Origin of the sequence: Amycolatopsis sp. NPDC051071, assembly GCF_040682875.1 — a bacterium.
GTDB lineage: Bacteria > Actinomycetota > Actinomycetes > Mycobacteriales > Pseudonocardiaceae > Amycolatopsis.
The window spans coordinates 86,847-100,997 of record NZ_JBFBBY010000013.1; the positions used below are offsets into that span (position 1 = coordinate 86,847).

General features: G+C 67.3%; 13 protein-coding genes and 1 pseudogene. 8 read left to right on the top strand and 6 right to left on the bottom strand.

Annotated features, from left to right (window positions below):
- The first annotated feature begins 45 nt into the window (after positions 1–45).
- A complete protein-coding gene (locus tag AB0M65_RS07150) occupies positions 46–657 on the top strand; it encodes a response regulator transcription factor (protein WP_364022760.1) in 612 nt (203 codons plus the stop codon).
- On the opposite strand, the gene AB0M65_RS07155 is transcribed toward AB0M65_RS07150, so the two are convergent.
- A complete protein-coding gene (locus AB0M65_RS07155) occupies positions 641–3,289 on the bottom strand; it encodes a hypothetical protein (RefSeq protein ID WP_364022763.1) in 2,649 nt (882 codons plus the stop codon). The genes AB0M65_RS07150 and AB0M65_RS07155 overlap by 17 nt on opposite strands.
- 347 nt (positions 3,290–3,636) lie before the next feature.
- On the opposite strand from AB0M65_RS07155, the gene AB0M65_RS07160 reads away from it, so the two are divergent.
- The 5 genes and pseudogenes from AB0M65_RS07160 to AB0M65_RS07180 all read left to right on the top strand — a co-directional run bounded on the left by AB0M65_RS07160 (position 3,637) and on the right by AB0M65_RS07180 (position 5,505).
- Complete coding sequence (locus AB0M65_RS07160; RefSeq protein WP_364022766.1) at positions 3,637–3,966, top strand: ricin-type beta-trefoil lectin domain protein; 330 nt, start codon at positions 3,637–3,639, stop codon at positions 3,964–3,966.
- Between the two features lie 17 nt (positions 3,967–3,983).
- Positions 3,984–4,166: a hypothetical protein gene (locus tag AB0M65_RS07165; protein WP_364022769.1), complete on the top strand. Its 183-nt coding sequence runs from the start codon at positions 3,984–3,986 to the stop codon at positions 4,164–4,166.
- A gap of 296 nt (positions 4,167–4,462) precedes the next feature.
- Positions 4,463–4,705, top strand: a complete 243-nt coding sequence (locus tag AB0M65_RS07170) for a hypothetical protein (RefSeq protein ID WP_364022804.1) — start codon at positions 4,463–4,465, stop codon at positions 4,703–4,705.
- Positions 4,706–4,730: 25 nt separating this feature from the next.
- Positions 4,731–5,213 (top strand): annotated as a pseudogene (locus tag AB0M65_RS07175) (hypothetical protein); the annotation flags it as partial.
- A gap of 67 nt (positions 5,214–5,280) precedes the next feature.
- Positions 5,281–5,505, top strand: coding sequence for a hypothetical protein (locus tag AB0M65_RS07180; RefSeq protein ID WP_364022772.1), 225 nt, complete (start codon positions 5,281–5,283; stop codon positions 5,503–5,505).
- Positions 5,506–5,660: 155 nt separating this feature from the next.
- Here the strand turns inward: AB0M65_RS07180 and AB0M65_RS07185 are convergent, their stop codons facing one another.
- Genes AB0M65_RS07185 through AB0M65_RS07205 form a run of 5 tightly spaced genes read right to left on the bottom strand, consistent with a single transcriptional unit; the run spans position 5,661 to position 11,751 of the window.
- A complete protein-coding gene (locus tag AB0M65_RS07185; RefSeq protein ID WP_364022775.1) occupies positions 5,661–6,011 on the bottom strand; it encodes a hypothetical protein in 351 nt (116 codons plus the stop codon).
- A gap of 12 nt (positions 6,012–6,023) precedes the next feature.
- Positions 6,024–6,374: a hypothetical protein gene (locus tag AB0M65_RS07190; RefSeq protein WP_364022778.1), complete on the bottom strand. Its 351-nt coding sequence runs from the start codon at positions 6,372–6,374 to the stop codon at positions 6,024–6,026.
- Positions 6,375–6,429: 55 nt separating this feature from the next.
- The gene (locus tag AB0M65_RS07195) at positions 6,430–10,836 is read right to left on the bottom strand and encodes an RHS repeat-associated core domain-containing protein (protein ID WP_364022781.1); all 4,407 of its coding nucleotides are present in this window, start codon (positions 10,834–10,836) and stop codon (positions 6,430–6,432) included.
- Between the two features lie 42 nt (positions 10,837–10,878).
- Complete coding sequence (locus AB0M65_RS07200; RefSeq protein ID WP_364022784.1) at positions 10,879–11,190, bottom strand: type VII secretion target; 312 nt, start codon at positions 11,188–11,190, stop codon at positions 10,879–10,881.
- A gap of 24 nt (positions 11,191–11,214) precedes the next feature.
- Complete coding sequence (locus AB0M65_RS07205) at positions 11,215–11,751, bottom strand: YbaB/EbfC family nucleoid-associated protein (RefSeq protein WP_364022787.1); 537 nt, start codon at positions 11,749–11,751, stop codon at positions 11,215–11,217.
- 1,173 nt (positions 11,752–12,924) lie between these two features.
- Here AB0M65_RS07205 and AB0M65_RS07210 point away from each other — a divergent pair.
- The gene (locus AB0M65_RS07210) at positions 12,925–13,311 is read left to right on the top strand and encodes a hypothetical protein (protein WP_364022790.1); all 387 of its coding nucleotides are present in this window, start codon (positions 12,925–12,927) and stop codon (positions 13,309–13,311) included.
- A 50-nt stretch (positions 13,312–13,361) separates the two neighbouring features.
- Positions 13,362–13,919 (top strand): hypothetical protein, encoded by a 558-nt coding sequence (locus AB0M65_RS07215; protein ID WP_364022792.1) that lies wholly within the window; start codon positions 13,362–13,364, stop codon positions 13,917–13,919.
- The last annotated feature ends 232 nt before the right edge of the window (positions 13,920–14,151 follow it).

Below are 14,151 nucleotides of genomic sequence, written 5' to 3' on the forward strand. Positions count from 1 at the left end.
CCCGGCCGCGAAGCTCGGTCCAGAGCCGAGGAACGGGGTGGGAACATGGCGACGACCGTCGTGGTGGCCGACGACCGTCAGCACGCCAAAGCAGCCTTGCGCGAGGCGCTCTCCGGTGAGATCAGTGTTCTCGCCGAAGTGATGAGCGGGCCGGACGCGGCGAGGGAGACTGCCCGCTTGCGTCCGGACGTCTTGCTCATCAACGCCAGATTGGGTCCGCTGCCTGGCGTCGCGGGCACGTCGGTACTTGTGTTCACCGAGGTCGACGATGACGTCTCGGTGCTGAAGGCGATGCGCTCCGGCGCGCTGGGCTATCTGCTGGAGACCGCGCCGCCTTCGCAAATCGTGCGCGCGGTCCACTCCGTCGCCACCGGAGCTGCCTACTTCGACGCCAAGATCGCGGACTACGTCACCGCGGCGCTCGGCGACCCAGACTCGGTGCGGAACCCGTTCCCCCAGCTCACCAGCAGGCAGCACGAGGTGCTGGAGCTGCTCGCCACCGGCCTGCCCAACCCGGCGATCGCGCGGCAGCTCAGAATCAGCTCGAAGACCGTGCGCAACCACGTGTCGGTCATCTTGACCAAGCTCGGCGCCAAGGACCGTTCGCTCGCCGCGGACCTGGCACGCAAAGCCCTCTGCCTCACGGACGCACCGTGAACCCGCAGGCCTGGACCCGGTCGCCGTCGCTGGCGACCACCGACGCGGCGAGGCTGGTCGCGGCCTGCTGCTCGGTGCGGAACCGATAACCCTCGGCGAGAAGAACTTCGGCGCTACCGGGTGCCTGCACCCAGGCCGAGTACCGCTGGCCGGGAATATCGACCTCGACTCGCACGCGATAGGTCACACCCGCGGCATAGCGGACCGATGAGGCTGGGTAGCCGGATCCGTCGCGGGCGTCGATGGTGCCGTTGGCCCCGAACCGGACAATGGCTGCCAGCCCGCTCCACCGGGTGGTCGCCGCCGGTGCCAGCCCGACCGCGCTGTCGGCCGTCGCCGTCTGCGGGGTCACCTCCCAGCTTGCGCCGAACGTGCCCGAGCGAGCGGGGAAAGGCTTCGACACGAACACGCCACCGCCCGGCGAAGCCTGGCAGTTCTCGTTCGTGGTGAAGCTGAGCACACCGGCCTGGGTCGTGCGCGGTCCGGTTCCCGGCGTGACCTCGACGATCGCGCCGTCCGCGTCGGCCTTGGTCGTGACCGCGAAGGAGGTGTCCGGCGCCAGTCCGGTGATGACGTTGCGTGTGGTCCCCGCAGGGAGGCGGTACCGGATCGGGGTGGTGGGCGTGTCCCCGATCGGGTTCAGCACGGCGGAAGTGCCATCGGGCGAGGCGAGCAAGGCACCCTGTACGGCACCCTCGAGCACGGAGACCCGGCTCGCCTGCGCGGTGCCGCCCGCGTCGACAACCGTGAGCCACTGGTTGCTCGCGGCGGCGGCCGACGGCTTCACGTCGATGCGCGAGACGTCGCTGCCCCCGAAAACGGTGGACGTGACCTGCTCCTGATGCCTGGCGGGCAGCACCGTGCTGACCGAGCCGCCACCCACGATGTCGTAGCGGCTGACACCGGGCGCAGGATCGGCGACGCGGGTCGGCGCACCGGCGAAGTGGAACCGCATCCACTGGCCCACCGCGGGATCGGCCGTCGCCGTGCGGTCGTGGACGACGAACAGGTTCGGCCGCAGATAAACGACTTCGCGTGTCCATGACGAGATGGCCGGCGCGGCGGAGCCCCTCGGGTACATGTCTTCCAGCTGGCTCGCCCGCATGAACACGTAGTCCTGCGCGGCGTCGAAGGCGCTCAGCCGCGTGCGGGCGCCGTCGGCACGCATCTTCGTGCCTTGACCGGTCGGCGTCGGTGAGGCCGTGTAGAACACGTTGTAGAGACCTCTGGTCGACGCGGAGCCGAAATTGTCGTTGTAGACGAAGTCGTCGGGCGCCGCACTGCCACGGAAGAGCTGCCCGGTGGCGTTGACCAGGAACGGCTGGTTTCCCCGCGCGACCGCCAGGCTGCCCGAGTCGAACAGCTCCTCCGAAGAGGCCGGATTGTTGGTGTAGGGACCGGCTTTGAGTGAACCCATCGTCGCGTTCGTGTCCCACGACGAACGGACCGAAGCCATCTCCATGCCACGCGCGTACGAGGCGAGCGGTCCGGTCCGGTAGTCGGCCTCTGGCGCGTTCGGGTCCCAGAACAGGAACTCGCTCCACAATCCGTCGGATGACGTGCCGGGATTGGCCGCACGCACCTCACGAGCGAACCGGTGGAACGCGGGCGCCTGCGGATCACCCCAGACCGGCAGCATCCCGGCCAGCTGCGTGATGACCGGAACCGGCGCGGCGGCGGGCTCCGGCCGCACGCGCATGGTGCCCCGGTCGTCGACACGCCGCAGGCTCGGCCAGACGTTGTTCAGGTACCAGGCCGCCGCACCGGAGGCGAACTCGAACGGCGCGGAGCCGTGCACCAGATCGATCCCCTTGGCGGTCTTGGCCGCCACCACCGGCAGCAGCATGTTGAACGTCGCGAGTGGACCATAGTTCTGCCCCTCGGGCCAGCCCCCGCCCGTCAGGTTCGCCGCGTAGTACGGCTGAACGAACTGCTCATGCACCCGGCCGGTGAAATCCGCCCACTGCGCGGGCGCACGCGGATCATCACCCTCGGTCGCCAGCGCGGCCAACGCTTTCGTGGCGTAGTAACCGGCGAAGTAGTTGCCCTGCGGATGATTGCGGCCGAACCCGCCACTTTCGAAGGCGTCGATCCAGCGATCGAGCGCGGTGTACACCCTCGTGCGCTCACTCGGTGACATGGCTTCGTAGAGCCAATCGAAACCGAGCGCCATCCCGACACCGAAGAACCGGATGCCGTAGCCGGCGTCCCGCAGCGGATCCAGCGCGTGCGGATCCCCGGCGGGCGCGCTCATGTGCACGAGGACGTCGACCCCTTTGGCGCCATACGCCTGCGCTCGCGCCGAATCAACCGTCTGCGCGACGCGATAGCACAGGCCGATGTTCGCGATGGCCGCGAAGTACCCGTCGCCCTGATAGCCCTCGCCGATCCCGTTGTTGCCGGGATAGTCGTTGCCATCAGGCCATTCCACCGGCCCGTAGCCGTCACATTTCTGGCGCACCGCGACCCAGGCGGGATCGTTCGCCTGCGCCCGCTGCCTCAGCTGGCCGAGCTTCACCGCGTCGAGCAGCAGGCGTGGAGGCGCGGCGACCTCGGCATACGCGACCGGGACCACTCCCATGGCCAGCAGCAGTGAAACCACGAGCGCGGCCCAGCAACGTCTCATCATCACGCCTCACAGGTCGATCGACAGGCCACATCCGACGATTTCGCGGCGGCACCGCGGCGCCAAGGTCCAGAAGTCCAGCCGAACGGGCAGGCGTTCGCTGCCCCGGATGCCGCCCGTAGAGGCGCGACACGGACTGCCCAAGACCGTCGTCGGCGTGCGTGCCCATTTTTCGCCGATGACGGGATGGAACCTTGATCAGCGGTCGACTCAACGCCGTCACGCGGATACCGGGGCACGCACTGCCGGCCGTGACGGCCTGCCTTGTGCTGCTGGCCGGGACCCTGCTGGTGACGACCGCACACGCCGAACCTTCCGGACCGCGCTCAACAACAAGTGCCTCGGCCTCAACCATGGCGCACCCACCACGGAGAACTGCGACGCAGAAGTGCCAGAGCAAGGGCGAGCTGATCCGCAACCTCGCACTGCAGACCTGCCTGACGGTCGCGGGCGCGGATCAGCACAACGGCGCACCCGTCGTCGCCGCGGCGTGTGACGGTTCGGTGTCGCAGCACTGGTACCACGAGAACAGGCAGGTACGCAGCAGGCTCAACGGCAAAGGCCCGCAGGTCACCGGCGGCGCCTACGCCGTCGGCGCCAAGGCGAGCGTGTGGGACTGCGACGCCGCGCCCGCCAAGAATGGTGGTGGGCCTATCCGCGCGACCACTACCGGTCCGATCTGAACGATTTCTGTTTCCAGGTGGCGCGTGCGGCCGCCCCCAAGGGCACCCCGCTGGTCGCGGCCGCCTGCGACGGATGGAACACCTCGAAACGGTGGCGCGGGCCGAACCGCGAGATGTACCTGGTGTGGGGGAGCCTGTGCCTGGACATTCTCGGCTCCACGAGCAGCCACCGCCACCACCGCAACAGAGCGAACGCGTAGCTGCGCACACTGCTTGCCGCGTTTCCCCGGGCGGCGAAGTCTGTCGCCCCGGGGCGGGCAGTGGGCGTTGCCGCGCTGGCGGTGCGCCGGTTTGGCTACGCTGCCAAGTCGGGGAATATCGAGCCCGGCAACCGAACCCGAAGGTGGTGACAACGCGGGAATGGAGTTCACACGCCCGCCCTACGTCGTGGTGGACACCACAGAGTTCCGCGCCGACCTTACCCCTGGGAACCCGCTGGACCTCGACCCTGTCGACCGGCAGCTACGGCCTGATCAAGCTCGCGATTCCCGAGATCGTGCGACTGGAGGCGACCCGGCACCACGACCGGCTGGTTTCCGACGGCGAGCGGGAAGCTCTCAAGGGCCTCAACATCGTCCGCCGCTACATTGAAGAACCCAATGACATCATCGACGCCGCGGCGATCACCCAGATATGCGAAACGACCCGGCGCGGGTTCCCACACAAGCTCGAGTACTACATCGAACAGGCAGGCGGCAAGTTCCTCACCTGCCTACCATCGACCACGACACCCTCGTGACCATGGCTATGGAAGGCCGGAACCTTTCAACAGCAACGGGAAAAAAGGCTACCGCGACGCCGTGATCTGGTACTCCATCCTCGAGCTCTGCGGCAGCCTCGACACCGACGACCACGTCCTGTTCGTCACCGGTAACAGCCGCGACTTCTGCGGCCCCAACAGCAACGTCCTCGCCGAGCCGCTGCGGCTGGACCTGGCGCAGCTCACGTCGCCACCCACTCTCGCCATCTTCCCTACACTGCGCGATCTGCACGAGGCGTGCGGCAAAGCCATCAATGCACTCGCGACGCCGCCGAATCGGCCTCCTCACCACCCGCCGGCACCACCTCACCCGGACCTGCTGGGGGACCGAATCGGCAGAATTTGCGACGACCTGGTCGGCAGCGCCATCCCGAGCGCGGACATCCCGACCCCGTTCGACCAACCGGCCTGCCCGCGATCGGACTCGGCGACGTGCTCGTCCGCGACATCGAAGAGACTGGGGAAACACAGGCTGGGGCTACGATAACCCCGCTCGTCGACGACACGATCACCCGCGAGATGATGCAGCCCGCATTGTCGTACTCGAAGGTGTGATGACCGGGTCAGACGTCGCCGCCTACTTGCCGAACGAGGTCGACGAATTTACCGTGCTCGACGCAACGGCCGCACCAGGCCAGGTCCGCGTGCACCTCGTCCGCCTAGCGTTGTTGACCTTCCAGGTCACCTACGATGTCATCGACGGCAGCATCGACCGCATCAACCTTGCGCTCGTCGAGTATGTCGTAGATGTTATCGACGAGACAACGTACGGCCGTTGAATCGGGCTGGGGAGGCTTGCGGACTTGTTTCAACCGGCCCCGACAATTCCGTGGCCTGGCAACCCGATACGCCAAAACTAGCCGTCTGCCACCGCGCAGAGATCATCCTCGCCTGCATCGTCCTCCACCTCCGCTGAAGATCCGTAAGACACGGCCTAAGCGGGGCCGAGGGCGGCGATCTCCACGCCGAAGACCCGTTCGAGCACCTCGGTGAGGATCAGGGTGATGGTGAACTTGCTCTGCCCCTCATCCTCGGTCCACAGGCGGAATTCCACCTCGATGTGGCGCCTTCCGTCCACCATTCGTTCAGTGGTCGGGACGTCGGGGTCGTGCAGCGCCTTCGCGGGGGGCCACACCAGTTTGTGCCCGTATTCCCGTACCGCCGTGGCGATTTCGTCTGCGCTGAACCGGTGGCCCTGGGTCAGGTTCTGCAATGCGGTGTAGTCGCCATCGGCGAGGAGGGTAACGGTTCCCTGTACGGCGTTCACGGCTTCGGGAGGGATCATTCGTCTTCCTTCTCAGGGGATGAAGATGTTGTTGACCAGCAGGGTGTAGCGACCCGACTCGCCCTGGAAAACGTTGAGCTGAAGGACTAGATCGGTGGGCCCGTTCGCCGTCCGGAGAAAGGTGTCCACCCGGAACCAGGGCCGTTCCTTCGCCGCGTCGTAGAAATCCGTCGACGACATTTGCTCGGCTTTCGACGGCAGCACGAATTCCGCGTCGTAGTCGTCGAGGGCGGCCCGCATCTGCGCGGCGGACATCCGCATCCCGCCCGTCCAGCGCTCCAGTCCGGCGACATCACCGGAGACCAGCATGGACACGGCCTGGTACACCAGGTCCTCGACCTCCCGCGGCGCGGTGTCCTCCATCCGCCGTCCCTCCATCGTCGCCGTGTGCCTTCGGCGAGGGTATCGCCCGGCGCGCTCACCGCCGGGTACCCGGTATTCGCGTGGGTGTGTTCAGGGTGACGCCGAGTTGCCCCATGAAGTAGAGGTCCGCCCGCGCGATCTCGGCGGCGGCCTCGGTCGGGGACTTGCCCGCCGCGAGCAGCGCGCGGTAGGCGACGTCACGCTCGGCGCCGTAGGTGCCGCGGCCTTCCTTGGGCACCTGAACGGCGGTCGCCCGGCCGTGTTCCGTGGAATCCGGGCCTTCCCGGCGGCTGGACGGGCTTCCCAGCGCGATCGACGGGGCGTCGTTCCGGTTATATCCGGGCAGGTCGCGGACCGCGGCGTCCTGGATGATGTGGTGCCCGTCCTGCGGGATACCGGCCAGGTCGCGCTGGTGGTCCCGGTAGGTCGGCGCCCACGGGCAGGTCTGGCCACGGCTCGGGGTGAGCGCGAGCGCGTCGGTCCATTGCAGCGGGTTGGGCACGTAGCCGTGCGGATTGGGCCCGCCCAGCAGGCCCAGTGGGTCGGGTGAGGTGTATCTGCCCTGTTCGGGGTCGTAGTAACGCAGGACGTTGTAGTGCAGCCCGGTCTCGGCGTCCTCGTACTGCCCGGGAAACCGGAGCGGGGTGTGGGCGGCAGACGTGACGCCGGACAGTGCGCGGCCCCAGATGGTGCTCTGCCGGCGCCAGGCGATCTCGCCGTTGGCGTCCAGCAGTTCGGTCGGGGCGCCGACCAGGTCGGTGACGATGCTGTAGAAGCGTTCGTCGACCCACTCCTGGGAAGCGGCGCCGAGGGTCGAGCGCTCGGACTGGGTGATCGGGATGTCTGTGCCGGGCTGGTAGTCCCAGTGGGTCACCCGTACGGCGGGCTCGCCCGCGCGCGAGGTCGCCTGCTCTGCGAGGCTGGTGCCGTCCCAGTTGAAATCGGTGCGCTCCAGCACCTCCTGGCGGTCTTCGGACAGTTTTTCCTTGGCGATCCGTCTGCCCAGCGGGTCGTAGCGGTAGCGCCACATGGTGCCGTCCGGGGTCACCGCAGCGGTGAGCCGGTCCTCGGCGTTCCAGGTGTAGTGCCAGGTGGCGGGCTTGCCAGAGAGCTTCTTCCGCTGCCGCAGCAGGACCCGGCCCTGCCGGTCGTAACGGCAGAGGATCCGCGGTGACTCCTCCTCGGCCGGGACTTCGGCCTCGGCGAGGGCACCGGACGCGTCGTAAGCGTAGCGCTCGCTCCAGCCGGGACCGCGTACGGCGGTGACCCGCCCGCCGGGGTCGAGGTCGAACTCCCTGGCACCGGCGAGCTGGTCGACGACCGACCGCAGGGCGCCGTCCCCGCGGTAGGAATACGAGCGCCGCTGCACCAGTCCCGGGCGCCCGCCGCTGGTGGTGACGGCCTGGGTGCGCAGCCGGTGCCCGGAGTCCCAGGTCTGCGTCATGGTCAGCCCGCCGGACCGGCGATCGGTCTCCCGCCCGGCCTGGTCGTAGCCGAAGTGCAGGGTGTGGCCCGCCGTGTGCAGCGCGCGCGGCGGGCCGGTCGTCGCGTAGTCCCAGGTCGAGACCGCGCCCGACGGGGTTTGCCGGGAGGTTCGCCGTCCGACGGCATCGAAGGTGGACTGCAGGGTGCGGCCGTTGACCGTCTCGCGCAGGACCCGGCCCACCGCGTCGTACTCGACGCTGAGTTCGGCATCGGCGTTGCGTGCCCAGGTCAGCCGCCCCTGTGCGTCGTAGCGAAGGCTGGTGCGCTCACCATCGGCGTCGCGTTCGACCACCCGGCCCAGCGGATCACGGGTGAACCGGATCGTTTGCCCTTCGGCGTTGACGCGTTCGACGAGCCGGCCCGCGGCGTCGTAGCGGTAGTGGATCTCGGCACCGTTGAAGTCCTTCTCTCGGACCAGGTTGCCGTCGCCGTCGTAGGTGTAGCGCCACACCAGGTCACGGCCGTCGGTGACGGCAACGAGGCGCATTTCCGAGTCGTACTCGTAACGCAGGCTCGACCCGTCCGGCCGGAGTTCGGTGGCCACGCGGTCGAAATGGGTCATTGTGCCGCGGCTGGTGGCGCCGAGCGCGTCGGTGTGCCCGACCTCGTTGCCTTCGCCGTCATAGTCCCACCGTTCGGTGGTGCCATCGGGTTCGGTGCGCCACAACGGCCGCCCCTCCACCGTCCACCCGAACCGGGTGATCCCGCCCATCGGGTCGGTCACCGCCACCACGCGGCCGAGCAGGTCCCGCTCGTATCGGGTGGTCGCGCCGTCGTGCTCGGTGGTCGCGATCGCGAGCCCGGCGGCGTTGGTGACGATGCGGCGCACGGCACCGGCGGCATCGGTGATCGTGCTCAGATTGCCGCGCTCGTCGCGGGTGTAGCTCTCGCGGGCGCCGGTGGGATCGATCGCTTCGACGAGGTTTCCGCGGCTGTCGAACCGCTGCTCCCACACGGCTCCTTCGGCGTCGACCAACCGGATGGCATTGCCGTGCTCGTCGTACGTGGCGCTCTGGCGGGCACCGTCGGGACGTTCGACGGCGACGACGTCGCCGCGCGCGTCGTACTCCCAGCGCATGGTGTTGCCCAGCGCGTCGGTTCGGGAGAGCAGTTGGTGGTAGCGGTTCCATTCGGACAGCACGACGCCGCCCAGCGGCGAGACCTCGCGCACGACCTGTTCGCGTTCGTTGCGGTGGTATTCCCAGCGCTGGCCCAGAGAATCGGTGTAGACGGTGATCCTGCCGCCGTCGTCGTAGGCCCAGTTGCCCGCGATCGCGCCACCGGAACCAGTGGCCGACACGACGCGGCCCCGCTCGTCGTAGGTGTAGCCGTACCACTGGCCGTTGCGGTCTTCCCAGCGCACGATCCGGCCGTCGGCGTCGTAGTCGAAGCGCATCGGCAGGCCCGAGGAATTGATGAACTCGGTCAGCTGCCGCCGCTCGTTGTACCGGTACCGGGCCAGTGTCACGTCCGCCGCGCGCAATTCCGTGACCAGACCGGCTTCGGTGCCGACGTGGATGCGGTACCCGCCGGAGTGCCGGATGAGCTGGGGGAGACCGGCATCATCGTAGTCGATGTCGATCCGGTGCCCGTTGTGGTCACTGATCGAGGCGAGGCGTGCGACCGGTTCGGCCGGGGTGAACGTGGTGAAGGTGCCGGGTGCGGTCTCGATCCGCCAGCCCTCTGGCGACCAGGTGAGCGGCCAGCGCGGGCCCACCACCGGGAACACCGCGCTACCGTCGCGCGCGGGCAGCGGGTAGATCAGCCGTTCACCGGCGGGCCCGGCGAAGTAGGCGCCGTCGTCCTCGAACTCGATCCGCTGGTCCAAAGTGGACGCCCAGGAGGCGCCGAACAGCCTGCCAGCCCGGTATTCCGAGTAGTGCATCCGCTCGACGGTCAGCGGGAGCGCACCGGGCAGCGAAACGTCGACCTCACCCAGGTACATCTGCCCGGTGGCGACGTCGACGGGCTCGCCGGATCCCGGCACGCACTGCCGCTCCCTGGACGCGGTGTTGGGATCGAGGCTGTTGCCCTTGACCGAGGGATCGTTGCTGCCCGGCTTGCCACCGTCCGGCGTGCCGGTGCCGCCGCCGTCGGGGGTGGTGTCGGTGCCGGTTGGGGTGGTGTCGGGGGAGTTGGGGGTGGTGTCGGGGCTCTTGGGTGCGTTGGGTTTGGCGGACGAGGGGGTGGTGCCGCCGCCGGGTTTGCCGCCCTTGCGGAGCATTTTCGACAGCTTCTCGATGATCTCGCCGAGTTTGTCGATGATCTTGCGGATCTTCGGGGAGACGTTCCCGATCGTCTTGACCAGCTTACGAATGAAATCCGCGATCTTCGACACGGTTTTGGTGATCGCCGTGGTCGCCTGCACCGCGATCGCCGGGGTCGCGAACCCCAAAGTCGCGGCGGCCTCCAAAGCCCACGTGATCAGCTTCCCAACCAATTCCGCCACCAAGTCACGGACGAACTCCCGCACCGCCGCGACCACCGTGCCCATGATCATCACCCCGGCGGAAATACCCTCGGCGAGAGAAGCCGCACCCGCCAACGCATCCGCCTGCTCAGCAGCCGCGCCCCGATACGCGTCGCCACCCTCACCCTGCCAGCCGGCGGTACCGTTGTTCACCTCGTTGGTCAGGTCCCCGGCGATCGCGTTCACCTCACCGGCCACATTCGCCCAAGTCTCGGAGAACGACTGGATCACCGGCGGATCACCCGCCAGCCAGTCCAGCGCCTCCTTCAACGGCCGCACATGCTCGATCAGCCACGACACCCCATACGACGCCAACGTGCCGATCGGATCCACCACCAGGGACAGGACCTCCAGCCCAACCCCGACCGCACCCAGACCCGCCTCAACCCACGAACCATCCGACACACCGTTGGCCAGATCGACCGCCGACTCCGCGATCCCGATCCCTGTCACACCCGTCGTCTGCGACCGCGCCTGCGCGACGAGTGGATTTCCGCCTGCCGTCATCGCCAGCTCCTCCCCTTGGCTTACGAATCAGCGACAACGTGCTCAGCCGGCTTCGGCTTTCTTGATCGCGTCGACCGTGCCGCCCTCACGATCCTGATACGTCTTGGCGGCCTCCCGGACTTTCGCCGCGGTTTCGGCCAGCGACTCGGCCGCTGTCCTCAGGGCTTTGACGCCCATTTCCTCGAACGGTTGCAACAACATGGCGAAGGGCCGGCAAATCACCCCGTACGCGCTGTCGTTCATGGTCACCGTGTTCGCCGCTTCCACGGCGGTACCCATCCGGTCGGCGAGCCCGTCCGCTTTCCCCGCGTGCGTAGCGAGCTCGTCGTGGAGAACCTGATAACCCTCAGCCATGGTCGTCCCCTCCCCACAAAATCGTCAGTCGTGCCGCAGGAACGACTGGTCGCTGAAGTCCTCGCCGTCGTCATCCGGTCCCGGTTCACGCCGCGGCATCGGCTTCGGCTTCGGCGCGGAAGGAGACTTCGGCGGCGGCTCCTCCTCGTCGCTGTGGAACAGTTGCCGTTCCGGAGCGGCCGGCGCCTCGTCCTCCTCCGGCGGCGCCGGGAAATTGTCCACGGCGGTCGCCACCAGATGCCGCGTCGTCTGATCGTCGCCGACAGTCTCGGCGGTGATCTCGGCGAGCCGCTCCGGATACCTCGACTGAGCCTTCCGCATCGCGTTCAGTACATTCCCGGCGATCTCATCCGGGCTCATTCTCAGCACAGCCTGAGTCATCTTGACATCCGTGGGCAACCCGTTGTGACCCACCGTCACACTGACCGCGCCCGAAGCCACCGACTCAGTGATCGAAATCTGCTCCACCCGCTCCTGCATACGCTGATAACGCTGCGCCTTCTCCCCCGCGTCACGCTCCCAGTCCGCCACCATGCGCTCGACACCACTGAGCTCGGCCACCAGCCACCACCCCTCCCTCGCCACCCATCCCCAACACCACTGACGGTGTCGGACCACCACGGGTTCCGTCAACCGCCGATCCTCGCCACCGGCAGACGTTGTCCGAACCGGCACCGCGACTGAAGCAATCAAGGCAGGTGGGGCAATTGCGCTCCAACGCCGGAGCGTAGGCAAGAGCCATTTGCTTGCCGCTGGCGACCTCGATGTGTCGATCGGGCAGTTGCGGGGCCGCGACGACCTAGCGGTTCCGGCCTGTTTATCGCGGCGGTGCCGTGAGCGACTGGGTCGGTTTCTCCGCCCGGCCGATGGTCGAGCTATCCGCGGCGTCGTCCTGAAGGACTCCGTGCCGCGCCATACTCACGCAGTTCCGGAAGGAGTGAGCTGTTCTGTTCGGCAAGCGAGGTAGAGCGGGCTACCGGCGGTTGCTTCTGGACAGCAGAGCTTGGAACGATGGGTCTTTGCCCCTGCGGCTGCCAGCCGGTCATAGCTGTCTGCTTCCAGCCAGCTAGATCTTGGGACCAGGCTTGAGTCAGCCGCGATCACCCGCTCGACGGAGCGTTGCCATCGCGGACCGCGTCATGCGCAGCTGAGGTGTGCGGAAGCCCTAAACTGATAGTCAGGCTGGGCGGGAGGGGAGTACATGGCTGAGAACCGCCGGGCACCACGCCCCGACACAGACGAGGTCTCCCCGCTGCGCCGCGCGCGGCAGGCGATTCCCGCCACGCTGGAACGTTCCTGCCACACCGGAGGCGCGGGCCGGACGGGACCCGCGCGGCGAAAAAGCCGCCACGGCAACAACTGTGTCAGTGTAAGACCGAGCAGAAGTACCAGGACCGCGCCGCTGAGCGAGACCAGTCCCTTGCGACGTTCGGCGGGTGCCAGGCACTGCAGGAACTGCTGTGTCTTCTCCACGCTTTGGGCTGGTGTGTCTCCGGCAGTGACCGGAGGTGTCGCCGCCCGGCAAGCCAGGAAGGCGTCCCTCCACGCTAACCCCAGGAACTGGCCGTGATGGCTCCGACGGAGCCCGGTCAGATCAGCACCCGGACCGCTGATCACCATGACCGCAAGGTCCTCAGGGCCTACCGTCGTTTACGAGGCAAATTGGTAGCACGCCAGGTCTACTTACGTCGATGTGTTCGCCGAACCCGGGGCGGCGAGGACAGGACTGACCTGATGACGCACACTACCTCTGCTGTTAGGCGGGCAACTCGGTTGCGCAGGAGATACACCGGCGAGGCTCATCAACTCGCCCTCCAGGCCATCAGCGAGCTGCAGGGCACACAACAGGTCGTGCCCGATGCGACCAGCCTCCATCAGCGCATGCTCGAAACAGCGCTACCGCTGGCAATCCGTGACACGCAGCCAACGTTCTCCTCCCTCAAGGGTGCCCCCTTCAACGGCCATCAGGTCTTCCGCTTGGTGCATCCCCGACCGAATGGACTGATGATCGAGTTGTTCGAGGATGTCGTCGTGCGGTTCATCCGCGCGCTGATTCCGCCAGCTAACCCGAGCGATAGTGCTTACGGGGTGCCGGGTCTGCGGGTCGTCCCGACAGGGTGACACCTGCGCGTCCACCTTCTCAATGAGGAGAATCGCTTGACCGATGGTGCGTGATCATTCGGAATATCAGTGTTCGGACCTGGGAGGACATCTGGCAGGCGGCTCGGGTCACCGAATACGAGGACGGCAGCGTGGACCTGCTGCTTAAGCATTCGCCTCTGCTGAGTTTCGGCGAGCGAGACATGTTGGACTTCTATCGGCGTCACTCCGGGCCGATCGCGCTGGGCAGCGCGACGTTGCGTCGCGTCGGTCTACTTGCCGGCGCCTTTTCGCTGGACGTGTGGACTGGCAATGGCGGCAACTACTTGCACGTCGAGATCGACGACGGTCCATCGATTTACGACGTTTTGAACGCTCTCCGGCATCCGCTGGCCGGGGTCACCCGCGGCCAGTTCATAGCGGACACGACGATCGGCCCGAGCTATGAGCACATCACCTACGCGCGCATCATCGACACCGATCCAACGCCGACTACCCTCGCTAGGAGATCGCGACCGTCGGACTCACCACCAGGCTTGGTCTTGCGGATGTTGCCCCGCTGGGAAAACGAACGTCAGTTGGCCGCATCGACGGCCACCACACCGGCGGCAAGGAGGGGCGGAGCATGAGCGTCCATCCATCACGCCGAAACGACCAGTCGCCCACGCCAACAGGCTTGCTCGACAGTCTGTTCGACTGCGACGAGCGAACCCGCAGGGCGAGGTCGCTGATGGTTACCGCATCCGTCTGCGCGGCGCTTCTAGCGCTAAGCGCCTGGCCAGAAGTCTTGTCCGTAATTCTTGGGTAGCCAGGGTGAGGTCCATGGTGCGGCGGTGGTGAGTGTCTGTTCGGTGGTGTGGT

Coding starts and splice junctions, on each gene's coding strand:
- AB0M65_RS07150 (WP_364022760.1), top strand. CDS start 46: ATGGCGACGACCGTCGTGGTGGCCGACGACCGTCAGCACGCCAAAGCA.
- AB0M65_RS07160 (WP_364022766.1), top strand. CDS start 3,637: ATGGCGCACCCACCACGGAGAACTGCGACGCAGAAGTGCCAGAGCAAG.
- AB0M65_RS07180 (WP_364022772.1), top strand. CDS start 5,281: ATGACCGGGTCAGACGTCGCCGCCTACTTGCCGAACGAGGTCGACGAA.
- AB0M65_RS07185 (WP_364022775.1), bottom strand. CDS start 6,011: ATGATCCCTCCCGAAGCCGTGAACGCCGTACAGGGAACCGTTACCCTC.
- AB0M65_RS07190 (WP_364022778.1), bottom strand. CDS start 6,374: ATGGAGGACACCGCGCCGCGGGAGGTCGAGGACCTGGTGTACCAGGCC.
- AB0M65_RS07195 (WP_364022781.1), bottom strand. CDS start 10,836: ATGACGGCAGGCGGAAATCCACTCGTCGCGCAGGCGCGGTCGCAGACG.
- AB0M65_RS07200 (WP_364022784.1), bottom strand. CDS start 11,190: ATGGCTGAGGGTTATCAGGTTCTCCACGACGAGCTCGCTACGCACGCG.
- AB0M65_RS07210 (WP_364022790.1), top strand. CDS start 12,925: ATGACGCACACTACCTCTGCTGTTAGGCGGGCAACTCGGTTGCGCAGG.